Origin of the sequence: Chryseobacterium sp. JM1 (assembly GCF_000737715.1) — a bacterium.
Taxonomy (GTDB): Bacteria; Bacteroidota; Bacteroidia; order Flavobacteriales; family Weeksellaceae; genus Chryseobacterium.
Genome location: NZ_JPRN01000016.1, coordinates 38370 through 61784, shown reverse-complemented (window position 1 = coordinate 61784; position 23415 = coordinate 38370). Strand labels below are relative to the sequence as shown.

Annotated in this window: 27 protein-coding genes; 22 read left to right on the top strand and 5 right to left on the bottom strand. The window is 37.0% G+C overall.

Going from position 1 to position 23415, the window contains the following annotated elements:
• Positions 1-239 precede the first annotated feature (239 nt).
• From IW22_RS23845 to IW22_RS23835, 3 genes are all read left to right on the top strand, one after another.
• Entirely contained in the window at positions 240-1031 is a 792-nt protein-coding gene (locus IW22_RS23845; RefSeq protein ID WP_131401772.1) for a hypothetical protein, read from the top strand.
• Between the two features lie 40 nt (positions 1032-1071).
• Complete coding sequence (locus IW22_RS23840) at positions 1072-1866, top strand: hypothetical protein (RefSeq protein WP_051891333.1); 795 nt, start codon at positions 1072-1074, stop codon at positions 1864-1866.
• A 358-nt stretch (positions 1867-2224) separates the two neighbouring features.
• Complete coding sequence (locus IW22_RS23835; protein ID WP_131401771.1) at positions 2225-3040, top strand: hypothetical protein; 816 nt, start codon at positions 2225-2227, stop codon at positions 3038-3040.
• Between the two features lie 91 nt (positions 3041-3131).
• Here IW22_RS23835 and IW22_RS20480 read toward each other — a convergent pair whose 3' ends face one another.
• Positions 3132-3527, bottom strand: coding sequence for a helix-turn-helix domain-containing protein (locus IW22_RS20480; protein WP_228384081.1), 396 nt, complete (start codon positions 3525-3527; stop codon positions 3132-3134).
• A gap of 159 nt (positions 3528-3686) precedes the next feature.
• Here IW22_RS20480 and IW22_RS20475 point away from each other — a divergent pair, with 159 nt between their 5' ends.
• Positions 3687-5273 (top strand): hypothetical protein, encoded by a 1587-nt coding sequence (locus IW22_RS20475; protein WP_034730488.1) that lies wholly within the window; start codon positions 3687-3689, stop codon positions 5271-5273.
• 1 nt (position 5274) lies between these two features.
• Positions 5275-5745 (top strand): hypothetical protein, encoded by a 471-nt coding sequence (locus IW22_RS20470; RefSeq protein ID WP_034730485.1) that lies wholly within the window; start codon positions 5275-5277, stop codon positions 5743-5745.
• 535 nt (positions 5746-6280) lie between these two features.
• Here the strand turns inward: IW22_RS20470 and pafA are convergent.
• A complete protein-coding gene (gene pafA, locus IW22_RS20465) occupies positions 6281-7927 on the bottom strand; it encodes an alkaline phosphatase PafA (RefSeq protein ID WP_034730482.1) in 1647 nt (548 codons plus the stop codon).
• Between the two features lie 67 nt (positions 7928-7994).
• On the opposite strand from pafA, the gene IW22_RS20460 reads away from it, so the two are divergent.
• The 14 genes from IW22_RS20460 to IW22_RS20395 all read left to right on the top strand — a co-directional run bounded on the left by IW22_RS20460 (position 7995) and on the right by IW22_RS20395 (position 16267).
• Positions 7995-8807: a hypothetical protein gene (locus IW22_RS20460; protein WP_131401770.1), complete on the top strand. Its 813-nt coding sequence runs from the start codon at positions 7995-7997 to the stop codon at positions 8805-8807.
• A gap of 10 nt (positions 8808-8817) precedes the next feature.
• On the top strand, positions 8818-9210 hold the full coding sequence (locus IW22_RS20455) for a VOC family protein (RefSeq protein ID WP_034730479.1): 393 nt from the start codon (positions 8818-8820) through the stop codon (positions 9208-9210).
• A 17-nt stretch (positions 9211-9227) separates the two neighbouring features.
• On the top strand, positions 9228-9761 hold the full coding sequence (locus IW22_RS20450; protein ID WP_034730477.1) for a GNAT family N-acetyltransferase: 534 nt from the start codon (positions 9228-9230) through the stop codon (positions 9759-9761).
• Positions 9762-9882: 121 nt separating this feature from the next.
• The gene (locus tag IW22_RS20445; protein ID WP_034730475.1) at positions 9883-10467 is read left to right on the top strand and encodes a TetR/AcrR family transcriptional regulator; all 585 of its coding nucleotides are present in this window, start codon (positions 9883-9885) and stop codon (positions 10465-10467) included.
• A gap of 69 nt (positions 10468-10536) precedes the next feature.
• Positions 10537-11274 carry an SDR family oxidoreductase gene (locus tag IW22_RS20440; RefSeq protein ID WP_034730474.1) on the top strand — a complete coding sequence of 246 codons (738 nt, stop codon included), beginning with the start codon at positions 10537-10539 and terminating at the stop codon, positions 11272-11274.
• Positions 11275-11487: 213 nt separating this feature from the next.
• On the top strand, positions 11488-11721 hold the full coding sequence (locus tag IW22_RS20435; protein ID WP_034730471.1) for a bacteriocin-like protein: 234 nt from the start codon (positions 11488-11490) through the stop codon (positions 11719-11721).
• Positions 11722-11930: 209 nt separating this feature from the next.
• Positions 11931-12416: a hypothetical protein gene (locus IW22_RS20430; protein ID WP_034730470.1), complete on the top strand. Its 486-nt coding sequence runs from the start codon at positions 11931-11933 to the stop codon at positions 12414-12416.
• 1 nt (position 12417) lies between these two features.
• Positions 12418-12666, top strand: a complete 249-nt coding sequence (locus tag IW22_RS20425; protein ID WP_034730468.1) for a hypothetical protein — start codon at positions 12418-12420, stop codon at positions 12664-12666.
• 78 nt (positions 12667-12744) lie between these two features.
• Positions 12745-13665: an alpha/beta fold hydrolase gene (locus IW22_RS20420; RefSeq protein ID WP_034730551.1), complete on the top strand. Its 921-nt coding sequence runs from the start codon at positions 12745-12747 to the stop codon at positions 13663-13665.
• Between the two features lie 91 nt (positions 13666-13756).
• Positions 13757-14107, top strand: coding sequence for an RDD family protein (locus IW22_RS24825; protein ID WP_410492868.1), 351 nt, complete (start codon positions 13757-13759; stop codon positions 14105-14107).
• Positions 14020-14205, top strand: a complete 186-nt coding sequence (locus IW22_RS20410; RefSeq protein ID WP_034730464.1) for a hypothetical protein — start codon at positions 14020-14022, stop codon at positions 14203-14205. The genes IW22_RS24825 and IW22_RS20410 overlap by 88 nt, the downstream gene beginning before the upstream one ends.
• 226 nt (positions 14206-14431) lie before the next feature.
• The gene (locus IW22_RS20405; RefSeq protein WP_034730462.1) at positions 14432-14998 is read left to right on the top strand and encodes a hypothetical protein; all 567 of its coding nucleotides are present in this window, start codon (positions 14432-14434) and stop codon (positions 14996-14998) included.
• Between the two features lie 105 nt (positions 14999-15103).
• Complete coding sequence (locus IW22_RS20400; protein ID WP_034730460.1) at positions 15104-15625, top strand: hypothetical protein; 522 nt, start codon at positions 15104-15106, stop codon at positions 15623-15625.
• Between the two features lie 48 nt (positions 15626-15673).
• Entirely contained in the window at positions 15674-16267 is a 594-nt protein-coding gene (locus tag IW22_RS20395) for a hypothetical protein (protein WP_034730458.1), read from the top strand.
• A gap of 147 nt (positions 16268-16414) precedes the next feature.
• Here IW22_RS20395 and IW22_RS20390 read toward each other — a convergent pair whose 3' ends face one another.
• The 3 genes from IW22_RS20390 to IW22_RS20380 all read right to left on the bottom strand — a co-directional run bounded on the left by IW22_RS20390 (position 16415) and on the right by IW22_RS20380 (position 20226).
• Positions 16415-17341 carry a malate dehydrogenase gene (locus IW22_RS20390; RefSeq protein ID WP_034730456.1) on the bottom strand — a complete coding sequence of 309 codons (927 nt, stop codon included), beginning with the start codon at positions 17339-17341 and terminating at the stop codon, positions 16415-16417.
• A gap of 116 nt (positions 17342-17457) precedes the next feature.
• Positions 17458-18009 (bottom strand): biliverdin-producing heme oxygenase, encoded by a 552-nt coding sequence (locus IW22_RS20385; protein ID WP_034730454.1) that lies wholly within the window; start codon positions 18007-18009, stop codon positions 17458-17460.
• A 27-nt stretch (positions 18010-18036) separates the two neighbouring features.
• A complete protein-coding gene (locus tag IW22_RS20380) occupies positions 18037-20226 on the bottom strand; it encodes an ATP-binding protein (protein ID WP_034730452.1) in 2190 nt (729 codons plus the stop codon).
• Between the two features lie 381 nt (positions 20227-20607).
• Here IW22_RS20380 and IW22_RS24500 point away from each other — a divergent pair, with 381 nt between their 5' ends.
• From IW22_RS24500 to IW22_RS20370, 3 genes are read left to right on the top strand one after another with little or no spacing between them, the layout of a single operon-like run.
• Positions 20608-20775: a hypothetical protein gene (locus IW22_RS24500; protein ID WP_165571914.1), complete on the top strand. Its 168-nt coding sequence runs from the start codon at positions 20608-20610 to the stop codon at positions 20773-20775.
• Positions 20776-20797: 22 nt separating this feature from the next.
• On the top strand, positions 20798-21958 hold the full coding sequence (locus IW22_RS20375) for a porin (protein WP_034730450.1): 1161 nt from the start codon (positions 20798-20800) through the stop codon (positions 21956-21958).
• Positions 21959-21979: 21 nt separating this feature from the next.
• Positions 21980-23410, top strand: a complete 1431-nt coding sequence (locus IW22_RS20370) for an anion permease (RefSeq protein ID WP_034730448.1) — start codon at positions 21980-21982, stop codon at positions 23408-23410.
• Positions 23411-23415: the final 5 nt, after the last annotated feature.

Here is a 23415-nt window from a genome sequence, read left to right as displayed (position 1 = left end):
TTTTTTAATTTTTTTTTGAAAAAACAAAAACCAAATAACGATTAATCTCGTATGTATTTGAAGGAGGATTGAAATTATAAAAAACAAATATTAAAATACAGTTTAAATCAAAAGTAAAAAAACTAAATCAACACCATAAAACTATTTAAAGTGATTTTTACTCAAAATAATTGCAAAAATTAAGAATAAAATCAGTTGTCGGAATATTTTTTGATAAAACCTAAATAAATTAAACAGCGATGAAAACGATACACTTTATTGTTCCCTTATTATTTGTGGGCTTTTCCTTAATGGAAGCACAGGTAGGCATTGGAATAAATTCACCCAACGCCAATGCAGGTTTGGATGTAACCAGTACCAATAAAGGTTTACTCCTCCCAAGACTTTCTCTAGTTTCTACCAATAGTGCGTCTCCCCTTTCAGCCCATGTTGCCGGAATGACCGTCTACAATACAGCTACCAATACTTCTGTGCCCGCCAACCCTGTCTATCCGGGAGAATATTATAATGACGGTACCCAATGGTTAAGGAAGTCTTCCTGGAATGATGCCAGAATGATTACCGGAGGAAGTATAACCGACCCTATTGCTCTGATCACAGCAGATGCCGTTGCCGAAACAGCATCGAATACAACACTGAGTACTGTTTCTTTTACCTTAGACAGGCCGTCTACTGTGGAATTCAGTGCTAATATTTCCACAAAATATACTGCTTCCGGAAGCAATACGACTCCTTTATCAGACGGAGCCATAAAACTGTGTACAGTTAATTTTCAGTTTACTACAGCGCCGGCCGGAGTTTCTACGACTGCTTTTTTTGGTGATCACTCTACCGCTTATACCAATTCACTTTCTGCTGCCGGAACTGCAACCGGAGATGTTTATCTGAATCCATATAGTGTAGCCAATTTACCGGCAGGAAACTATGTCCTCATTGTAAGAGGCACGGTTTTAAGCGGAACGGCCTTTAGGATAGGCTTCGGCGGAGGTACGCGCGACATGATCCAAGTCAAAGCGACTCCATTACAGTAATTGAGAATCTGCCTTTTTGAACATCATTAAAATACTAAAAATGAAAACAATTAAATATACCATTCCGTTCTTTCTGGTTTGTTTTTTATTGACCAATGCACAGGTTGGCGTGGGACTAGCGAGTCCAAATGCCAATGCTCAACTGGATATAACCAGTACCAACAAAGGCTTTTTATTGCCCAGGCTGGCATTAACCGCTACCAATAATCCATCGCCGTTAACTGCTCATGTAGCCGGAATGACGGTGTACAATACTGCGACCAATACTTCTGTTGCGGCCAATCCTGTGTACCCCGGTGAATATTATAACGACGGAACCCAGTGGCAGAGAAAATCAGCTTTGAATGATGTGAGAATGATTGCGGGAGGAACGATCGCTGATTTGCTTACTCCTATTACCGTGGATGTTGCAGCAGGCACTCCTGCCACAACTACTTTAACGACTTTTTCCTTTACTCTGGACAGACCATCCAGCGTAGAATTCGGAGGCAATATTTCTACTTCTTTTACGGTAAATGGTGACAGTAATACGCCATTAGGAGATTCGGCAGTAAAGTTGGCGACTGTGAATTTTGTATTTACCACAGCACCAGCTGGAGTATCGGTCAATGCTCCATTTGGAGACAGCACAATCACTTATATGAATGCGATCACGGCTAACATCACGACTATTACGGGTAATCTTTATACAGCTCCGCATGCCATCCTTCAATTACCCGCAGGAAATTATGTGGTTAATTTAAACGGAGTGGCATCCAGCAGCAATGCTTTTAGAATTATGTATGGTTCCGGCGTCCGTGATATGGCGCAGATTAAAGCGACACCTACAAAATAGTTTTTAGGCTAATGTTGAGATTGAGGTTGAGAAATGTCAATGGTCAATTTTGCTTCGCAAGTGAATGGTGAATGGCAGATTTAGAGCCAAGAATCAAGAGCCAAGATTTCAGACATCAGACATCAGATTAAGTTTAAGGCTGAGATTGAGGTTGAGAAATGTCAATGGTCAATTTTGCTTCGCAAGTGAATGGTGAATGGCAGATTTTAGAGCCAAGAATCAAGAGCCAAGATTTCAGACATCAGACATCAGATGATAACTCATTAACTTAATTACTAATAATAAGCAACCAACAAACTAGCAACCAGCAACTAAATCTAGACTCAGATACTTTCAACCCAAATAACTAAAACATATCATGAAAAATATATTTCTTACCATCCTTACTTTTCTAGGCATTTCATCCCAAATGACAGCTCAGGTGGGAATAGGCCTTTCTTCACCCAATACCAATGCAATGCTGGAGGTAAGTAGCACAAACAAAGGGATATTACTTCCCAGACTAGCTCTTACAGCGACCAATAATCCATCCCCACTTTCTGCACATGTTGCGGGAATGACGGTATATAATACTGCAACCAACACCTCTGTAGCAGCCAATCCAGTGTATCCGGGAGAATATTATAATGACGGAACCCAGTGGCAGAGAAAATCCGCTTTGTCAGAAAAAACAATGCTTTCAGGAGGTACCATAGGTGGAGATGCATTAACCACAACAACGCTGGATGTTCCGGCAGCTACAACTACCGGATCTATTTCTACTATTACGTTGGCCACCATATCGTTTACTTTAAACAAGCCTTCTTTAGTAGAATTTAATTCCAATATTTCTGCTATTTTCACTAACTCAGGTATTGCCCCTGGCGCTACCGGAGCAGGAATAACAGATAATGCGGTGAAAATTTGCAGTGTTTACTATTCTTTTACGGCTGCGCCTGCCGGTATTCCTGTCAATAATGCATTCGGAATATCTTCTTTATCTTATATTAACAGTTTTACCACTTTTATCACGACCGGTAATTTTTATCTTGTACCCCGTTCTACGCTGACTTTACCAGCCGGAAATTATACGATTACGGTGAACGGTGCGGGAGCGAGCGGAATGGCTTTCCGGATAACATTTGGTTCAGGAAACCGTGACGCCATTAATATAAGGGCGACGCCTTCGAAATAATATCTAGGCTATTATAAGTTTGAAATTAGTAAAAAATCTATCTTTCTAAATTGTGAGATGGATTTTTTGTATTTACAGGAAGTAAAATATTTTATATTTTGGACTTTAGTTTTGTGTTTTCTTCCTTCAATTTTTTATTATCTTCCTTTAATTCATGAACCTGATCTTTTAAAAGATTTATACAATCCTGTAATGTATCTATCAGATTGTTTGGAATATTGAAATGCTGAATATAATAGTTTCCAGAATTATCATTAAATGATGAATTATCATTATGTACAACTCCACCTTTTGTGTCCTCTTTTATTTCATCAAGAGGAACGTTCAAAGCTGCTGCCATCTTTTCCCATTCTTCATCATGTATTTTTACTTTTCCCTGTTCCTTACGCGAATAGTTGGATGGATCTGTAGATAATATTTTTGCCATTTTTTCCTGTGTTATGCCTTTTTCTTTTCTGAGGTTTCTAAGTTTTTCCTGGATCATCATTTTGTTTGTTTTTACAAATGTATATAAAATCTGCTCAAATTATATTCAAATCCTGTACATTTTTTTGCTACAAATTACAAGAAGCATGCAGGATAATTCTTATTCAGGAGAAGTGTAAATTATTAGTTTTGAAATGTTAATAAAATATAAAAACACATTATGAAAAAATTCAATGTTTTGATGCTACTTGTATCCGTATTCTTCCTGTTCAACTGTAGAACAGAACTTGAAGTAAACGAACAAACTTCTGACAAGGACACCGGAAAAGGAAAACTGGTTTCGTTTCAAACCATGCAAATAGGTTTGGGGAACGTAAATATTCAGAAAGAATTTAGGGTTACTGCTTCTTCTCTTTCGAAAACAACAGAATTGACCGATTTTGTGATCGATGAAAATAAGATTATCGCAGTAGAAAATTCTCCCTCAGATATCCACTACTCAATGGTTGTATATCCCAAAATACCCAAAGAAAAGAATGTTTTTTATAACTTGATGGTTCGGAAAAGAAATGGTGAAATTTCGAAAATCATCTATAAATATACCCCGGATAAAGATTGGTTTAATGACTACAATAAAAAAATACACCGGATGTATCGGGGTGAAATAGATTTTATTTACAAGGAAGGCAATTTTTCCGAAGCAGCTTTATCAAAATCGGCTTCATGTTATGAGCAGTTTTTAGAAATTCCCTGTGAATTTGGATATTATCATGATGATGCTCATTGTGAAAGCACTGGCTCTACTATGATTAAAGTTACTATTTGTCAGGATATGGGAGGAAGTCCTACCATATCTTACGGAAGTGATTCTGGTTCCTCCAATGGTTCCGGAGGGTCAGGAGGAACACCTATAACACCAATAAGCTTGGAAGAACCTCTTCCGAATGGAAATGAATATAACAATGCTTATCAGGCATTTAAAGTAGACAGACGTTTCTCATTTGATGAAAGGCAGTGGCTTTCTCTTTACCGCAATGAATCTTTAAATCTCTTTTGGTATACATATAATATGGCGGACCAGAACAAAGCGTTCGCATTAGCAAAAAAATATATGCAATTTGCCATTGCAGGACAGAATACAGGGTTTAATTCTATCCCTTTTTCATGGATAATGAATTTTATAACGATTAATCCTGATGTTACTGCAATACAGTTTAAAAACTGGTTTTTAACAGATATTCAGGGAAATTTCTTGGAACAGATTATTTTAGAAGATCCCTCTACAATCCTCAATTACGAAACTTTATCATCTCCAAATTTTAAAATGAGAAGATTGGACCAAATAAAATATCCAAGATTCACACAAATTGTAAAGGATTTAAAATCATATGTTCAAAATAATCCATTAATTCTTAATAAGCTCGTTGAAATATCTGGAATGTCTAAGAATCAGGTCTTAGATAAACTAACTTTTGGGCAAGGACCTCAAATTGAATTGATTCCAGGACTTAAATATAAAAATGATCCTGTTTTTGGATTATTTAATTCAACCACTTCCGAGATTTTGTATATTAACGAAAATTTCACTCTAGGTCTTCAACAAGCTTCTACAACCTCAACCATAGAAGCAACATCATTTTTAATGGCAGTTACAATGCTACATGAATTTGTTCATTATGGTAATTATCTAACAGGTTTTGATCCTGATGGAGATGAAAGTGGCGAATTATTTGAAAATTCCGTTTATGGAATGATAATAAACAGGGTAACTGCAGGGCAATATATTTTAAAATTTAAAAATAAGTAATATGAAGTATTCTCCATATATAATCATCACGTTGTTGCTGCTTCTAATTAATTGCACAAAGAAAAAAGTTAATACTGAATATTTACTAAATTCAACTATAGAAATATATAAAAAAGATCTTCCAAAAAAGATTATTTTCTATAGAGAGAAGAATAATATAGGTATAAAAGATACAAAAAATTATATTTTTTTAGATGCAAAAGGATTGCTAGAACGAAACGATGAGAACTTTCTAAGTCTATATGTGAAAGAAGATGAACAAACCAAAGTTGTTGGAATTTTAAGTTTCAAAACAGGAAAAGGTTTAACATGCATTTTTGATAAAAATGGAAAATTAGTTTCTAAAGAGATGATTCAAACAAAGTTGGTAGAAAGCAAACCTTACTATATTTATTACGAAATTTTAAAAAGAAAATATCCCAATTATATGAACTGGAAATTATTTCCTATTCCTAAAGATAGTCTGAAGTAATTAAAAAACATCTAATTCGGCCATAATACCGTTTTACTTAGAATGATTATTATTGTGTTTAAAATAACAAAAAAAGAGATGCAACATCTGCATCTCTTTGATTTGATAATATGTAAAAAATATCCCCCGATATTTTAGCACTTATATTTCCGCCCGGGAACTGAAGTCGTAAAGTAGATCAGATACCAAGCTTGGCTATCATTATATTTCTTCGCAATTAGGTAAATGTTCTATTTCGGTAGTTTTCAGGCAAACCTGATTACAGCAGACATGCTTTGTTGGACACCTATTGTCAACTGAACATGCTAAACCTCCACTACCCTTGATCATTTTTAGATTTTCTCTTGATAATTTTTTCATGCTTACATATTTAATTAGTTTTCCAAATATAATAATATATCCCTAAAATTAGAATTAAATAAGAAATTAATATTTTATCCAATTAAAACTTTCACTTCAATTTTAATAAGCAGAAAGTATACATCAAAAAAAAACATTCCCCGAAAGGAATGTTTTGTATTATATAAGAATTAAATTATCTTCCAATAACCTCCGTAATCGGGTTTCCTACATTTCCACTCGGGAACTGAATTTTCAGCAGTGATGAAACGGTAGGCGCAATATCGGTCATATTATAGGCTTTATTGCTTTCTCCTTTCTGAATTCCCCAACCCATAAAGATCAATGGAATGTGAGAGTCATAAGAATTCCATACACTGTGTGTGGTTCCTGTTTTAGAGTATGGAGGAAGCATAGAATCGTGGGAGATCAGTTGGATATCGCCACTTCTCTGTCTGTTGATTCCGTTGATGATTCTCTGCTTGATCGGTTCCGGAATGGTAGCTTCCTGAACTTCATCCACAGATACTGCGTATAAAACCGTTGGATCTTTCTGTAATTCTTTAATCGTGAAATCTCTAAGATCATCCAGTTCAATTTTGTTATCCTGCATCAGCTTTCTGTCGAAATAGATCTGGTAATTGTCTACTGCATTGATCAGTTTATCAACCCCAAATTTATCCTTCAGTTTCTGATTGATATCTTTTTCCATTCCTTCTCCGAAGAATCCTGTCGTGATCTTATGTTCTTTCAGGAATCCTACAGAATGTGCTCCACCGTGGTCAGCAGAAAGGAAAACAGTGTACTCCCCTTTTCCTATTTTTGAATCCAGGTAATTGAAGAATTGAGCCAGATCCTGGTCAAGTCTCAAATAAACATCTTCCACTTCAATAGAATTCGGTCCGAATTTATGCCCTGCATAATCCGTAGATGCAAGATTGATCGCTAAGAAGTCAGTAATAGTATCACCTCCTAATTTTTCTCCTTCTACAGAAGCTTCAGCCAGTTTCAGCGTCAGCGTATTTCCGAAAGGTGTATAACGGATGTTGTCTTTTTTAGTTTGGTAATCCTGAGCTAAATTGCTGTAAGGGAACACCGGTGTTTTTGCACTTCCCAGCAGTCCTTCCCATGGAGAATTATCCGGAGAACTTTCTGTATATTGGTTAATCGGAAGTAAGGTATTCCAGCCGTTTGCTACTAATTTTTCAGGCAGATTCTGTGCATTAAAAGACTTCATCCACTGAGGCAGGTCATTCATATACCATGAACTCGTAATGAAATTTCCGGTACTGTCATCAAACCAGAAGGCTCCGTTCGGCGTATGGCCCGCAGGAAGAATAGAAGCACGGTCTTTTAACGAAACCCCGATCACTTTCCCCTGGAAGTTGGTCGCCAGTCTCAATTCGTCGGTTACGGTGGTAGACCAAAGGTTTTTCGGAGAATGACTTCCCGTCTTTGCATTGGTTGTTCCTACCGGCTGCACGCTCTCGTCTGCTGTACAGTATACATTTTTTCCGGTTTCTTTATCTGTCCAGTCGTTTCCGGCAATCCCATGGATCGCAGGTACAGAACCTGTATAGATGCAGGTATGTCCCAATGCCGTAATGGTAGGTACATAAGGGATGTGGACGTTATTTAAAGAATATCCTGTATTCAGAAGTCTTTTAAAACCATCGTTTCCGTATTTGTTATAAAAACGGTACAGGTAGTCCCACCTCATCTGGTCTACAACTAATCCTACGACTAATTTAGGTCTTTCTAATTGAGAATTTTTGTTCTTCTGAGCATTGATTGTAATTACGGACAGTAAAGCCGCTGCCGCAATTGAAATTTTCCTAAGCATCTAGTAAATTTTTGTTGCGACAAATTTAAGGGTTTTGAAAGTTTTGGAGTATGAAATTTTATTAAATTTGAGAACCACCTTTAAAACAAACAATGCAGCCATGATTTTAGGAGTCTACTGGTATTTTAAATTCCCGGAAAATCTATACCGTTTCCAATTTTTTAAGTTTTTCAAAGGATTTGGAGGCCATGCTAACAATCTTGCCGAGCTGGAAGCAAGAGTTTCAGTAGATCATCCCGAAAACCTCATCAGGAAACTGGAAGAATTACATCCCCGTTTTAAAAGGATGTATTTGAGTATAAAGATCAATGAGAATAAATTATTGATATCAACAGGTGATTATACCCTTTTTGACGAACATTTCCAGTTCGTTTCAGAAATAGAAAAACTACTGATTCTCGCCAATGCTCATATGATCGACACTCCTTTCGAAGTACAATCAAGCAGAAATTTAAGCCCGGAAAATGTAACCTATGAAACCATAGAACATCGGTTTATGCAGATCACCGGCTCAGATTTCAGAAAAAACAATGCTGAAAATATTTCAGTAAGGATCGACTGCAATCTGCCTACCATACACAAAGAAAACTTAATCAATGATCTGATTTGTATCTGTACTGAAGAGAATATCCATGTATTCTACTACTATGACTGCGATTTTAAAGAACATTCCAATCTGATGTTTTTCTTTTCCAACGGAAGACAGATGGAAAATGCGGTTCAACATGTTGATATCAATGCTTTCGGAAGCAAGGTACGTCAACTGGAGCAGAAGTATCCGCTTCATTTCGGCATTTTCGGAGGGATGGAATATTATCCCCGGAATGGTCCAAATATAGAGATGATCACAGACGAAGACTATATTTTAAATACCCATTAAAACCATCATTATGATAAAATTCAAGTATGTTATTTTATACGTTGAAGATGTGGAGAAGTCAATGAACTTTTACCATCAGACTTTTGACTTACCCATTAAATTCATCACCCCTGAAAAAGATTACGGGGAACTGCTTACTGGGGAAACCAGTCTTTCTTTTGCCTCCATAAGTTTAGCCAGTTCCAATATAAAAAAAGGATTTTTGTCTTCTAAATCTGAAGAAAAACCATTTGGAATCGAATTGGGATTTACTACGGATAATGTGGAGAAACTGGTAGAAAAAGCGGTTCAAAACGGAGCTGTTCTATATGAAGATATAGCGGTAAAACCTTGGGGACAACAGGTTGCTTATGTCAAAGATCCGGATCATTATTTAGTAGAAATCTGTACTGAAATTCAATAACAATCAATCATATTTCCATGGAAATAAAAAAATTAGAAAAACTGACTGAAAATCCCACACTCAATTGGGGACTTAACGGATACAATACAGACAAAATCCTCTCCGTTTCTTTTGTTGAATACGCTGGCTCTTTTGAGTTTGTATTAAAAGAAAAAAACATACCCTACTCTAAGGTCTGGGAAACTCATTCCAACGACATTGAAGAGCTTAATGAAATCATTGAAAAAGGACATTCTTTCGGCATTTTTGAAGATGGAGAGCTTATGGGCTGGATCATCTGCGAACACAGAACATGGAATAACAGCTTTTATATTGAAAATATTCTGATCAGTGAAAAATTCAGGAGAAACGGAGCCGGAGCCCAGCTCATCAAAAATGCTGTTCGTGAAGCCAGACATTTAAACTGCAGAATTATTGAGCTTGAAACGCAGAATACCAATTATCAGGCGATACAGTTCTACGGGAGAATGGGATTCAGCATTACAGGAATCAATACAAGACTGTATGAAAATCCGGAGGAAACGGCTGTTTTTATGACTTTAGATTTATAGGATGAAGCATTTTTACTCTATCTCTTAATTTTTTTGATCGACAAAAACTATAAAACATATTGAGTTTTTTATTTTGTACCGAATAGTACAATTGCATACCTTTGTCGCAGAAATAATCCCGATGGCAGGAAGACCTAAAATATTCGACGAGCAGGAAGCCGTTGCAAAAGCAACTGAAGTTTTCAAAGACAAAGGCTATGATACAGCTTCTGCCGATGAACTGCTTTGCGCTATGGGAATCGGGAAAGGCAGTTTTTATCTTGCTTTTAAAGGGGGAAAACAGGAACTTTATATCCGTTCGATCAGACAGTTTTCAGACAGTTTCTATCAAAAATTCTCCGGAAATTTGGCTGTCTCTGATGATCCAATTCAATTCATTAAAGAGTTTTTTCTGAGTTTGGCCGATGCTTCAGACTGTGATAAAGAACGGGGCTGTTATTTGGGAAATGCCCTGGTACAGCTTTCTGAAAAGGATCATGACATAAAAAAGATCACCGCTCAATTGCTGAAAAAGCTACAAGCCCTGTTTGCAGAAACCATCAGAAATGCACAAAAAAACAGACAGATCACCAGTACTGAAGATCCGGAAATGATCGGCTGGCACCTGAGTAATTTATGGAACGGAATCCATGTCACCAGAAGAATGGAAAGCTCACCGGAAATTTTGAGAAGCATTCTTAAAATGAATCTTAACATACTGGATTAAAAAAATTTAATCAATTTTGTACCAAATAGTACAATTTAAAATACTTATTAATTTAATACAAAAAATGTCATGAACATTACCAACAACACTATTCTAATCACTGGCGGAGGCTCAGGAATCGGACTGGAAATTGCAAAATTACTGAATGCATCCAACAAAATTATTATTGCAGGAAGAAACAAAGAAAAGCTGGACGCTGCGGCAGAAGGTCTTGAAAATGTCTTTACCCTACAGGCTGACATCACCAACGAAAAAGATGTAGACCGATTGGTGGAAGAAATTAAGCTTAATTTCGGGGGATTGAATATCCTGATCAACAATGCCGGACATGCTTACGCGTACACGCTTTCTGATGCTTCAGATACGTATACCAAAGCTTCTGCAGAATTTGAGACCAATTATTTTGCCCCCATCCGCCTGACTGAAAAACTGCTTCCATTACTGAAACAGGAAGAAAATTCAGCGGTAGTCAATGTTTCTTCCATTGTTGCGTTTGCTCCGGGTTCACACGTTCCTACCTATTCTGATTCTAAAGCCGCTCTACATTCTTATACACAACTGCTCAGATACGAGCTGGCTAAAGACACTTCTGTGAAAGTTTTTGAACTGATGCCTCCCCTTGTCAATACAGATTTTTCAGCAGAAATCGGAGGCAGAGAGAATGGTATTCCCGCTTCAGAGGTGGCAGACAGTTTTGTAAAAGGCCTGCTTGAAGATACCTACGAGATCCGTGTCGGGAATACAGAAGTCCTGTACACCAGCTTTTTTACAGGCTCTGAAGGTGCTTTCAGTGTTATGAACAAATAGCTGGTTCCATATATCCGGTCTTAACTGCGGGGGAGAAATAATTCTTTTCCGCAGTTTCATTAGTAAACTACATAAAAAAGTTTCTTTGCTATCCATTTTTTTAATTATTTCAATGATTAAACATTTAAATTTTAAATAATATCATTTAAATCACATTATTGTGTATTAAAATTTCTTATATTAGTAATCAACAAATGAAAAATATTAACTGCTATGAAAAATTTAAAGAAATTAACAAGAAAGCAGCTTGAATTCATCAGCGGAGGCGATATCGCATATGGTATATGTGATGCCGACGGTAACTGCCCACGTACCATAGGCTCTTATTACTGCAATGATGGTATCTGCTATAGAGTTGCGGGAGGAGGTCATCCGGGAGGAGGCTGCACTGAGCCGATGCATCTGTGCCAAGAGTGGGAAACCGGATGCGGATGTGTTTATATTTAAAAAATTTTTGTTAGATAAATCTTGAGGGCGGTGTATTTATACCGCTCTTTTTTATTTTGCTTCTATTTTTGATAGTGGAAAAATAATATCTTAGTGCAATGAAATATTTAGAAAAAATTCAATCATTTCTTCCATTATGATATATATATTTAATAATACTTGGATTATTAAAGGAAACTATCCTTTTTTATCCTTTAGGAATCAATATTTTGAAGTATTCTTCTCTTACGGATATTCTGATCAGTCCAGTTTCAGATATGATCTCCAATCCTATACTGATCCTCATGGTGCTTTCGGTAGTGTTACTTTTCTTTTTAATTCAGGTTTTATTTATTAAATACAGCCATACCAATCTGGTTCAGAAAATACTGAAAAGCTATAGAATGAATCCGGATCTGGATAAACGTGAACTTCGAAAAGCCTTGATTCCTGTATTTTTGATATTGATAGGATTTGAGTTTTTGGCTCTGTTTGTAGGATTGGGAATTGGGCAGGGAGTGAAAATAAAAAAAAGGCTGGATACCCAGACTTTAAAACAAAACTACACCCTTACCACCGGTTCGGGAGAAACATCCCCGATCTATCTGATTGATATCAACAGTATTTATTACTTTTATGTCAAAAAGGGTGAAAAACAGATTAAAATAGCTCCTGTCGGAAGTATCGGCCATCTGCAAGTCATCAATAAAAACTAATATGAGAAACAAACTAATAACCGAATACACTGATGAAGAACTGATAAATAATGAAAAGAAGCTCAAAATTCTAACCGTTATACTGGGAGCCTCCATAATACTGCTATTTTCTGCCACCATCGTTCTGGCGCTCAGTAAAGGGTTTACTCCCCTCATGATTTTTCCGATCTGTCTTCTTCCTTTACTCATCGTCAGTATCATTAACTGGAAAGGATTTGAAAAAGAAATAAAACGAAGAAATTTAAAATGAATTGTCTCCGTTGAAATCAGGATAAAAAAACAATCTATCTTAAAGTAATAAACCATGTCTTTCAACTGTTATTATACTATGAAAAACATCTGCTTACTCCTGTTTTTATTTCTGGCTGCCAACATAGTTTCGGCGCAGAAAGGCAATATGGAAAGGTCTTTTGAAACCTCCGACCATGTCAGGATCAATTATAAAGTTTCCGGAAAAGGAGAAGCATGTATTTATGTTCCGGGAGGTCCGGGGCAGGGATATCCTTCATTTGAACTTTTGGGCGGAAGCAGTCTAGAAAAAAATATGAAGATGATCTATATGGATCAGCGTGGTTCAGGACAGTCGGGGACATCAGACAACTATCATCTGGAGGCAATGGTTCAGGATATTGAAGAACTCAGACAACACCTAAAAATTGATCAAGTCTTTTTATTAGCTCATTCTTTTGGAGGAATTATCGCGACTCATTACGCTAAAAAATACCCACAACATACGAAAGGATTGATTCTGGCTAATATTACACTTCATTTTCTCAACAATGAATCTTTAAAAGAGCAGATTGAATATGGAAATAGCCTGCTGCAACAGCCTAATAAAGCCGTTCCTGAAGACAGCCTTTCTGCTGAGCTGTCAAAAATAAGTGCAGCATTAAGGAAGAAAAGAATCGGATATAAATTTCTCACCGAAGATATTGAAACCATTAAGCAGACCGATAAAATAGATTCCCTTCATCCAAGAATCATAGATTTCGGGATGGCCGTCATTTCGAAACCAAAAGATTATCCTGAATATTACATCGATCATGCACCATTTACCAAAGATATTCACATTCCTGTTTTAATTATCACCGGAAAAAAAGATAAAGCTGTAGGAACACAACACTACAAAACGTTTCAGTTCCCTGATCAGAAAGTGGTATCTATTGATGGCGGACATCTTCTGTATTATGAGAAAAATGCGGAATTTTCGAATGCCGTTTGCAATTTTGTGCGAAAACACAAAAAGTAACTTATTTTAGCCAATAACTGACTGGTACACTCTTTTGTTTTAGGCCAACGGTAGAATTTCATTACTTTCGGGCTCTAAAATTAATACCAAAATGAAAAACAATTTGTTTTTATCCGGTTTCTGGACCAGAATATGGGCCTTACTCATTGATTCGTTGATCCTTGGAATCTTAGGGTTTATATTAGGGTTCACCTTTGAAAATATCTTTATTTCCATGGGAGAAAGCGCCAAATTCATTGGCTGGGCTATTTCTCTGACTTATTTTTCAATTTTAATTACTTTCCGCCTGACAATAAAAAACCTGTCTATACTATATCCATATGAACGGATCAAAAACAGGAATTCAACGGCAATATGGAGAATGACCCGGTTGTCAAAGAGGCCGTTGAAACATTTATCAGCAGCAATGTCTATAAAACAGATCAAAGCATACTCAACGTAGTGATCGGCTCAGGATTCGATATTGGTATTGCAAGAAAGTATTATTCTTACAATGTTATCAAACCTATTTATCAATGGAGAGAAATACTCAAAAAATAATCTACTGAAAATCAACATAAAAACGCGCTCTGAGTGCGTTTTCTTTTTTTATATGAACGGCGAGCTTTATTTTATTTATTTTCGGCGCGGCCTGCGGCCGCGCCGAAAATAAACATACACTCACCAAACCCTCAAAAAGTCACTCAAGAGTCCTCTAGTACGGATTCCCGTAATATTCATACCATACATGTTATTATATTTAAACTGAAAATTTAAATCAATTATCATGAAAAGAATCCCCATTATTTTCTTTTTGTTCTCATGCTTATATATTTCAGCGCAGCAAAAAGAGGATTTAAATTCTAGTACACGAAAATTCATTGATGGCGCAGACTTTACCCAAGTCAACAAAAATTGGAATATTACAGCAGATTTTAGATCAGGTATAGGTGAAGAAGTTTCATTCTTCCCTGTCGAAGCAATCAATTTAAAAACCAATCAGAAAATAAAATCCATTCAGGTTGATATGGATGCAAAATATGATTTTATGGGAAAATCAAGAAGGTTTTTCAAAACGTCATGGCTTGACTTAAATGAAGTGGAAGAATTTATTCACTTTATAGAATTATACGTTATTCCCAACATAAAAGATAAGACAGAAAAGAAACAATCTACCACCTATATTTTTAATTCTAAGGAAATATCATTTAATTTTTACATTGAAAAAAATACGAGAAGAATTTCTATTTACTTAAAGGATTTCGGTGTAACCGATAATGAACATTATTTCTGGACCGAATCACAGGTGAATAAAATTCCTGAGTTATTAGACGTTTTAAGACAGATAAAATAAAAAACTCGATGTAGTTTTTATTAGTACAAAAGAATTTACTTATGGTTTTCCATATTTTTTAAGCATAAAGATTCTGTAGCTTTAAACTATTGCAAAACAACAATTATGAACGTAAAACTTAATCTAATCCTGTCTACTATAACATTAATTTCTCTAAGCTGTAGCAATAATAAAAAAGAGCAACACCAAATAACAAACTCAAGAGATGGCCTTACAACATCAAATCAAGAAGGAAAAAACGATGCTCATATTGATATACAACCCAAATATAATAATGATAAAATGAAAGTAATTGACAGTAAAAAGGAAATAAGAAGTGATGGTAATTTTAATCAAATGACACTTTTCGAAGTTGATAAAGATATTAGTTTGAACCAATTAAAAGACTACTGTTCAACTGCTAAATCTGATTACACAAATGGCTATTTTCAAATATTAGTTTTCTTTAAAAAATCTAATACCGCAAAATTCCCAAACAATCCTGTCACTGGATTATATATGGAGGATGAAGACATGAAAAATATAAAAGCCATTTATACAATCAACAATATGAACGGATATAGTAAACTCGATTATTATGATAATAATAGTTTTGAGAGCCTAGCCAAAACAATTGATATCAATTAAGATAAAACTATTATATTACTTAAAGTAATAACTAAAATTTAATTATAAATGAAGAAAACACTCTTAATTGCTTCTATATGCGCACTATTAAGCTGTAGCAATGATAAAAAAAACGAATCAGTTATCACAGAAAACGAAACAAAAATAGAAACATCTCAAACACAAAATATCAGTCCATCTGAATTAAAAAAATATAACTCTGTAAAAGAGATGCTAGAAGATGCTCATGATTTTACGGTTGAACAAGGAACTCTAAAATTCATAAATACTGATGAGAAAAACTTACACATTCAAGTTTCCAAGCCTACCATAGAGGGAGATTCGGACAAAACAATTAGTGAAATGGTCAAAAGAGATATTGTATATATTGCATTTCAGGCATTTGCCAAAACTTCAATTAATAAAATTACGATAACATCAATTCCTATTGACTTCAACAACAAGAAGAAATATTATGATGAATATAAAAGGACAGCTATAGTAACCAGAGATAGAGCTGATCAAATTATGCAAAAGGAGTTTGGTTCTAAAGATTATTCAATTCTTTTTGTTAGCTTAGATGAGATTCAGACTCCTAGTGATAATTTTAGTAAGTTAAAATTTCAGGATCTTGATTTGGTTTACTCAGAATTGTCCAAATAGAATTACACTCTTCATAAAATTCATTTTTATAATAAAAGCGGCCTGCGGCCGCGCCGAAAATAAATAAAATTCCGACAAAAAATTCAGATAAAAAAAACTCAGCGCGGCCTTTGGCCGCTCTGAGCTATTATATAAAGCTTAAATCAATTAAAACTTAAGATCTCCGTTCACTTCTCTCACAGCATTAGCCGCTTCAGCAAACTTCAACTGCTCTTCTGCAGTAAGCGTTACGTTAACGATTTTTTCTACTCCGTTCGCTCCGATAATAGCTGGAACACCTAAGCAGATATCATTTTGTCCGTATTCACCTTCAAGCATTAGAGAACAAGGGATCATTTTTTTCTGGTCGCAAGCGATAGCCTGAACCATTACAGAAACTGCTGCACCTGGTGCATACCAAGCTGAAGTTCCTAATAATTTAGTTAAGGTAGCACCTCCTACTTTAGTTTCTTCGATGACGTATTTTTGTTGCTCCTCATCTAGGAATTCAGTTACCGGAACACCATTTCTTGTCGCTTTGCTCAATAATGGAAGCATTCCTGTATCACTGTGTGCAGCGATTACCATACCGTCTACATCAGAGATCGGACTTTCCAAAGCTTCAGCCAATCTGTATTTGAATCTTGCAGAGTCTAATGCACCACCCATTCCGATGATTTTGTGCTTTGGAAGACCTGAAGTTTTGTGTACTAAATAAGCCATAGTATCCATTGGGTTAGAAACCACAATGATGATCACTTCCGGAGAATGTTTTACCAGGTTTTGAGTAACATCTTTCACGATACCTGCATTGATACCGATCAGCTCTTCTCTGGTCATTCCAGGTTTTCTTGGAATACCTGAAGTAATTACTGCTACATGAGAACCTGCAGTTTTGCTGTAATCTCCTGTTGTTCCGGTAATTTTTGTATCGAATCCGTTCAGCGATGCAGTCTGCATCAAATCCATTGCTTTACCTTCCGCAAATCCTTCTTTAATGTCTACTAAAACTACTTCTGAACAGAAGTTTTTCATTGCGATGTATTCTGCACAGCTTGCACCTACAGCGCCTGCACCTACTACAGTTACTTTCATATTGTATACTTTTTTTAAATTATTTTTTAGTTTAGTCTAAAAATTGAAACGCCCAAATTTAACAATTCCTGAAAATGTGGGCAATTTTTCAGGAATTTAATTAGGGTTCAATGAAATTAATTGACGTTCAGTAAAAACGTATATAGTTTTTTTGCTCCTGAAAGGACTTCATTGTAGTTGTCTTCAGCCACTTCAGTATCCAGAACCTCTTTGAAGTTTTTCCACATCGGGCCTGTATTTTCCTGGTAGCATCCGAAGAAATTGAAAGTCACATTGTCAAAACCTTCTGTTTTAGAAAGCTGTTTTGCGATCACGTTTCCACCCAAAGTAGAACCTTCGATCACATACATCGCTCCTAAAGCTTCATGCTCGTTGTCAAATTCAAGATCATGGGAAACAGTTTGGTTTTCCAGAGAAAGGCTTTCAAGATCCTTTTCGATAAGGGAAAGTTTCTTTCTGTTGTTAAGTTGAAGCTTCTCGGAATATTTATCAGAAAGGCTTCCGAATATTTTATCTTCACTGTGAAGAAGCATCAGATAATTCGTGTGAATGATCTTTTTGTAATCTTCCAGAGTGAATGTTTTATTAAAAATTTTTTCAGAATTGAAAAGTTTCTCTGCAGCATCGTGATATTCCGCTGTATTTTGCTTAAGATACTCTGATACCATAAATAAGGTTTTTAAAGTTTCCCAAATTTACGGTTTTTTGAACGTTAAAATGAAACAAGTACCCTCTTTATTGTTATCATAATCCACATTTCCACCAATCCTTTTCATGATTCTGTGCACAATGGACAGCCCTACTCCATTTCCCTTAAATTTTTTCGCATTATCCATCCGGTTGAAGATTTTAAACATCTTATGCTTTTCCTCCTGTGGAATCCCGATTCCGTTATCTGAGATCCTGTACACAATATGTCCGTCCTCTTCCGCTCCCCAGATTTCAACCTTTGGTTCATCTTTATGGGAGGAGTATTTCACCGCATTATTGATGATATTTAAAAACACCTGATGAAGCATCGTTTTATCTGCTAAGACATCCGGACATTCCTTAATAATGATTTCACTTCTCGGACTTTCAAAAGTGATTTTTGCGTTTTCTGAGATTTTCAGAATCGTATTGGTTGGCTGCAGACGTTCCAATTCTATTTCGCTGTGTTTTGCACGGCTGAGCTGGAGAACATCATGCATCATTTCCGCCATATTGTCGATTTCCTCAACAATAGACGTCAGTTTATTTTTATTTTTTTCTGTCTTTTCAAAATTAGCAAGCAGCATCTGAGCATTTAGCTTCATCACGGTCAAAGGCGTTCCCAGGTCATGCGAAATTGTATAAGAAAAACTGTCAAGCTCCTCATTGACCTTTCTCAGCTCATTATTCAGGGCTTTGATGGCATTGTACTGTTTGTGTGATGTCTCAAGAATTACATCCCGGACAGTCTGCACCGAACTGATATCTCTGGAATTCCATCTTCTGGAGTTTCCTTTAATATTTTCTGTAAATATGTTAAAAGATGTTCTTGGCGAAACAATGTGTTTTTCCTGCCCATCCTGAACTACCACCCCGATTTTCTTCTCAGGATTTCCGGCCCAGCTGATATGTTCATCAAATTCTTTACGGAACCAGATCAGCATTTCTTTTTTACTTCTTTCGATAAAATAGATAATGATTCCGGCTGCACTTTCATCCAGCCTAAGTTCCTCACCATAATCTTTAAGGAAACTTCTGCTGACAAAAATACTTTCCGTGGTATTTTCGAGGGCCCAATGCGCAATGGCATCAATGATTCCCCGTTCAGGAACTGTTCCTACAGTCACTATATCACCTTCTGCAATAATAACCAAACCATCTGCTTCAGGCAGTTTTCTTATTTTGGCTTTATTGTCCGCCAAAGAATCGAACAGATTATTATGTTTTAAAAATTCCGCTTTCAGCTGTGACGATTTTTCGTTCAGTTCAAGACGGTAATTTAATTCATTTTTAGATTTAAACGAAGAATAAGCATTGGAAGCCAAAGCCGTAAAAATACCGGCCTGCACTCTATCTTCAAGGTCAATATGTTTAGCCTCCGAATTCTGGCACGTCACCAGTCCCCAAAGATGATCCTCAATGATAATAGACACACTGAAACTGGAAGAAGCTCCGGAGTTTTTTATATATTGCCCGTGAACAGGCGACATTCCGCGCGAAGCCGCAAAAGTAAGATCAATAGTCTCATCCGTTCTGCTGATCAGCGGAACCGTATCTGCGTAGACATTGCTGAAAATTCTCTTTCTTTTCTTTAAATAAAGTTCCCTGGCCTGTCTCGGAATATCAGATTCGGGATAATGAAGGCCCAAATAGCTTTCCATATCCTCATCTCTTCTTTCTGCAATCACTTTTCCGGAACCGTCCATCATAAATTTATAAACCATCATCCGGTCATAATTTACAATTTTGGAAAGGGTACTCAGCAGCTGCTCCCAAAGCTCCTTTTCATTGTCGATCACATAGAAATTGTCATATTTATTGGAAATACGTTTATTTGGGTTTTCCAGTACTGCTTCAAATTCCAGAAAAATATGTTTCCCGCTTCTGAAAATGGAAAAATGATATTCCTTCCCGCTGATAAACACCTTATCAAAATGCGTTTCGTTTTCTCTTTTTGTAAAGTCTTTCAGAGAAGCGTACAAATCAGAATCCATCACAGAACGGAAAATTTCAGGAAAATCCACAAGACTTCTCCCAAAAAGCTCTTCCGCATTTTCGATTCTGAATATATCCGAAATATTCCTGCTGAAAAAAGTAATGGAATGCGATCCTGCATCAATGCCAATCAGGTATCCAAAACTTTGTATATACCCAGGAATATGGATGGGCTCCTCATGACACTCTACAAAATTCATATTTTTCTTTGATCTACCAAATATAACGATTTTTTTAACGACATATTACTTTGTGGTACGAAATCACGGAAGTCCTTAAAACACCGTCATCCCTGCAATCCGTGACATGAATACATCTGATTTTCAGCTCGGATACGCTTGCTTTTTCAATACTGATAATGGCATTTAATTTATAATATACTAAAAATTTAAAAGCCGGTCAAGTTTAATTTTCCCATCATGATTCATCACATGAATTTTACATTAACTCCTAAAATAATTATGTTAATTAAACAAAATTTATTAAATTTATATCACCAAATAATGAATACGTTTAGAAATTATTGAATTTTTTTGCATTATTTTCAATTAAACTCTCATTTAAATTCAAATAATCAGACTATGAAAAAGTTCCCTTTAATTATCCTCACCCCTATCCCCATATCAGGAATCGGAATTCATTGCGAAGCCTGTAGTGGAAAAGCCTACAAAGATTCGGAAAACTCGATGCCTACGCTAAGTTCCATGAATTGGAGGAAGTCCATTTCCAATTTCCAGGCGTCTCAATAATAATTTTTTAAACACAAATACTATGACCCTTTTTTCACCAAAAAAGAGAAGTCTGATCTTTTGTGCCCTGTTGGCAGGTTTTTCCGCCAGCGCACAGATCCAGGATTCTCTGCAGCAGAACAAGCAGGAGGAAGACCATGTGAAATATCCGGTGCTTCAGATCAAAGGCCTTTTCCAGGCACGTTATCTCGTAGGCATGACTAAAGATGTAGATGTAAACGGTTTGCATCATGCGGATGGGTCGGGAACCAGCAACAATTTCATGCTCAAGTACATGAGGGTTCAGGTACGCGCACAGATCAGCAAAAGAACGGAAGTCGTAGCACTTGCCAACCTCGCTGACTTTAAAAACGATCCCAAAAGCAGGGTCCTTGAAAATGCTTACCTGAAATACACCTTCAATCCCAAGCTCGCCTTTACAGTCGGACAATTCAGACCATGGTTCGGAATTGAAGAAACGTATCCTATTGACATCATCAAATCTCTGGATTGGTCCAATCAGTATACAGAATTTGGAAAACTGGGCTGGACAAGCTTCCAGATCGGGCTTTCTGCAACAGGGCAGCTTCAACTGGGCCAAATTCCTTTCCAGTATGCGGTATCAGTCGTCAATGGAAACGGGAAAAATCAGATCAATGACAACGACGACGGGAAGCAGTATTCCACGAGATTGGTTTTCGGTTTGTCTAAAAAGTATAATTTCAACATCGGCCTGAACGGAGGTGTCGGTGAAGTATTAAGCAAAAAAGTATACGCCGTAGGAATTGACCTCAGCTCACTGATCCAGTTTGACCCGAAATGGAGTCTGGATATGCAGCTGGAAGCCAAACAGGCGACCAATCACGTTCTTTACAACACGATAGATCCGGAACTGAGGCCTTCCAATCCTGACCAATATCTGATCCGTGGCGCTTATTTCCTTCCGAATGTACGCTACGAGATCAATCATAAAAACCTCAGCGCCTTCGAACTCTCCTGTCGATACGAATATCTGGATACCAATTTCAGGCTGAACTCCAATCCAAGACAGACCATAACGCCGATGTTCGGGCTGGAATTCCTGAAAAACTATGGAGCAAGAATCCAGCTGGGTATGCAGTTCGACCGGTACAAACATCAGGTAGACAACACATCACAATACAACAACAATCTATTCATTGTTCAGGTGCAAAGTAGATTTTAACCGCTTAAATATTTATAGATCATGAAAGAAATTAATATCAGAAATACCGCGATAACGTTTGCCGTTGCGCTGATCATATGGTTTATTCCGGCTCCGGAAGGCGTCGCTGAAAATGCCTGGCATCTGTTCGCTATTTTTGCGGCCACCATCTTAGGAATCATCCTTAAAGCAGCGCCAATGGGCACCATGTGTATGATGGCCATTGCATTTACAGCGCTTACTCAGGTAGTTGCACCGGGAGATGCCGGAAAATCAATTACAAAAGCACTTTCCGGATTTGGGGATAAGGTGATCTGGCTGATCGGGATCTCATTCTTTATCGCCAGAGGATTTATCAAAACCGGACTGGGAAACAGGATTGCTTTTTTATTCATCCGAATCTTCGGGAAAAGCTCATTGGGACTCGCTTACGGGCTTGGACTTGCCGATGTATGTCTGGCTCCCGCCATTCCGAGTAATACGGCAAGAGGAGGCGGAATCATCTACCCGATCATGAAATCTATGGCCATCAGTTTCGATTCCGTTCCTGAAAAACCGGAAACCCACAGAAAACTGGGTTCTTTCCTTACCCTGAACAGTTATTATATGAACCTCATCGCTTCATCTATGTTCCTTACCGGGACTGCGAGTAATCCGATGTGTCAGAAATTTGCAGCGAATTTAGGAATCAATATTACGTGGATGTCATGGGCTGCAGCCGGTTTCGTTCCGGGCTTAGTTGCATTCTTCGTGGTCCCGTTGGTTTTGTATAAATTATATCCGCCTGAATTGAAAAAAACTGGTGATGCCCCGAAAATGGCAGCTCAAAAATTAAAAGAAATGGGACCTATTTCCAGAAACGAATGGTTGATGTTACTGGCTTTCTTTATTCTTTTGGCCCTTTGGATATTTGGAGGAGCATTGTCTATTGATGCCACCACAACGGCTTTCATTGGACTTACCATGTTACTTCTTACTTCAGTTCTGACGTGGGAAGATATTAAAGGCGAAAAAGGCGCCTGGGATACCATCGTTTGGTTTGCGGTTCTGGTGATGATGGCCAGTTCTTTAAACGAGCTCGGTTTCATTGGATGGTTCAGTGATCTGATCAAAGTAAAAATAGGCGGATTAAGCTGGCAGGTTGCCTTTCCGGTGATCATTGTCGTGTACTTTTTCAGCCACTATATTTTCGCAAGTGCAACGGCTCATGTGGCTGCGATGTATGCAGCACTATTGGGAGTTGGTGTTTCTTTGGGAATTCCTCCAATGTTGTTGGCTATGATGCTTGGTTTCTTAGGTTCAATTTATGGGGTACTTACCCACTACGGTCATGGCCCTGCTCCGGTATTCTACGGAAGTGGCTATGTTGAACTGAAAGCCTGGTGGCTGAGAGGCCTTGAAATCGGAATTGTTTTACTCATCATCTATATGGTCGTAGGAGGACTTTGGATGAAAGTTTTAGGATATTATTAATCATT

Excerpts from the sequence above, each read along its gene's own strand:
- IW22_RS20470 (WP_034730485.1), top strand. The coding sequence starts at position 5,275 with ATGAAGTATTCTCCATATATAATCATCACGTTGTTGCTGCTTCTAATT.
- IW22_RS20405 (WP_034730462.1), top strand. The coding sequence starts at position 14,432 with ATGAAAAGAATCCCCATTATTTTCTTTTTGTTCTCATGCTTATATATT.
- IW22_RS20455 (WP_034730479.1), top strand. The coding sequence starts at position 8,818 with ATGATAAAATTCAAGTATGTTATTTTATACGTTGAAGATGTGGAGAAG.
- IW22_RS20370 (WP_034730448.1), top strand. The coding sequence starts at position 21,980 with ATGAAAGAAATTAATATCAGAAATACCGCGATAACGTTTGCCGTTGCG.
- IW22_RS24825 (WP_410492868.1), top strand. The coding sequence starts at position 13,757 with ATGAAAAACAATTTGTTTTTATCCGGTTTCTGGACCAGAATATGGGCC.
- IW22_RS23835 (WP_131401771.1), top strand. The coding sequence starts at position 2,225 with ATGAAAAATATATTTCTTACCATCCTTACTTTTCTAGGCATTTCATCC.
- IW22_RS20450 (WP_034730477.1), top strand. The coding sequence starts at position 9,228 with ATGGAAATAAAAAAATTAGAAAAACTGACTGAAAATCCCACACTCAAT.
- IW22_RS20420 (WP_034730551.1), top strand. The coding sequence starts at position 12,745 with ATGAAAAACATCTGCTTACTCCTGTTTTTATTTCTGGCTGCCAACATA.
- IW22_RS20425 (WP_034730468.1), top strand. The coding sequence starts at position 12,418 with ATGAGAAACAAACTAATAACCGAATACACTGATGAAGAACTGATAAAT.
- IW22_RS20480 (WP_228384081.1), bottom strand. The coding sequence starts at position 3,527 with ATGATGATCCAGGAAAAACTTAGAAACCTCAGAAAAGAAAAAGGCATA.
- IW22_RS20395 (WP_034730458.1), top strand. The coding sequence starts at position 15,674 with ATGAAGAAAACACTCTTAATTGCTTCTATATGCGCACTATTAAGCTGT.
- IW22_RS20435 (WP_034730471.1), top strand. The coding sequence starts at position 11,488 with ATGAAAAATTTAAAGAAATTAACAAGAAAGCAGCTTGAATTCATCAGC.
- IW22_RS20440 (WP_034730474.1), top strand. The coding sequence starts at position 10,537 with ATGAACATTACCAACAACACTATTCTAATCACTGGCGGAGGCTCAGGA.
- pafA (WP_034730482.1), bottom strand. The coding sequence starts at position 7,927 with ATGCTTAGGAAAATTTCAATTGCGGCAGCGGCTTTACTGTCCGTAATT.
- IW22_RS20390 (WP_034730456.1), bottom strand. The coding sequence starts at position 17,341 with ATGAAAGTAACTGTAGTAGGTGCAGGCGCTGTAGGTGCAAGCTGTGCA.
- IW22_RS24500 (WP_165571914.1), top strand. The coding sequence starts at position 20,608 with ATGAAAAAGTTCCCTTTAATTATCCTCACCCCTATCCCCATATCAGGA.
- IW22_RS20385 (WP_034730454.1), bottom strand. The coding sequence starts at position 18,009 with ATGGTATCAGAGTATCTTAAGCAAAATACAGCGGAATATCACGATGCT.
- IW22_RS23845 (WP_131401772.1), top strand. The coding sequence starts at position 240 with ATGAAAACGATACACTTTATTGTTCCCTTATTATTTGTGGGCTTTTCC.
- IW22_RS20445 (WP_034730475.1), top strand. The coding sequence starts at position 9,883 with ATGGCAGGAAGACCTAAAATATTCGACGAGCAGGAAGCCGTTGCAAAA.
- IW22_RS20475 (WP_034730488.1), top strand. The coding sequence starts at position 3,687 with ATGAAAAAATTCAATGTTTTGATGCTACTTGTATCCGTATTCTTCCTG.
- IW22_RS20380 (WP_034730452.1), bottom strand. The coding sequence starts at position 20,226 with ATGAATTTTGTAGAGTGTCATGAGGAGCCCATCCATATTCCTGGGTAT.
- IW22_RS20375 (WP_034730450.1), top strand. The coding sequence starts at position 20,798 with ATGACCCTTTTTTCACCAAAAAAGAGAAGTCTGATCTTTTGTGCCCTG.
- IW22_RS20400 (WP_034730460.1), top strand. The coding sequence starts at position 15,104 with ATGAACGTAAAACTTAATCTAATCCTGTCTACTATAACATTAATTTCT.
- IW22_RS20410 (WP_034730464.1), top strand. The coding sequence starts at position 14,020 with ATGGAGAATGACCCGGTTGTCAAAGAGGCCGTTGAAACATTTATCAGC.
- IW22_RS23840 (WP_051891333.1), top strand. The coding sequence starts at position 1,072 with ATGAAAACAATTAAATATACCATTCCGTTCTTTCTGGTTTGTTTTTTA.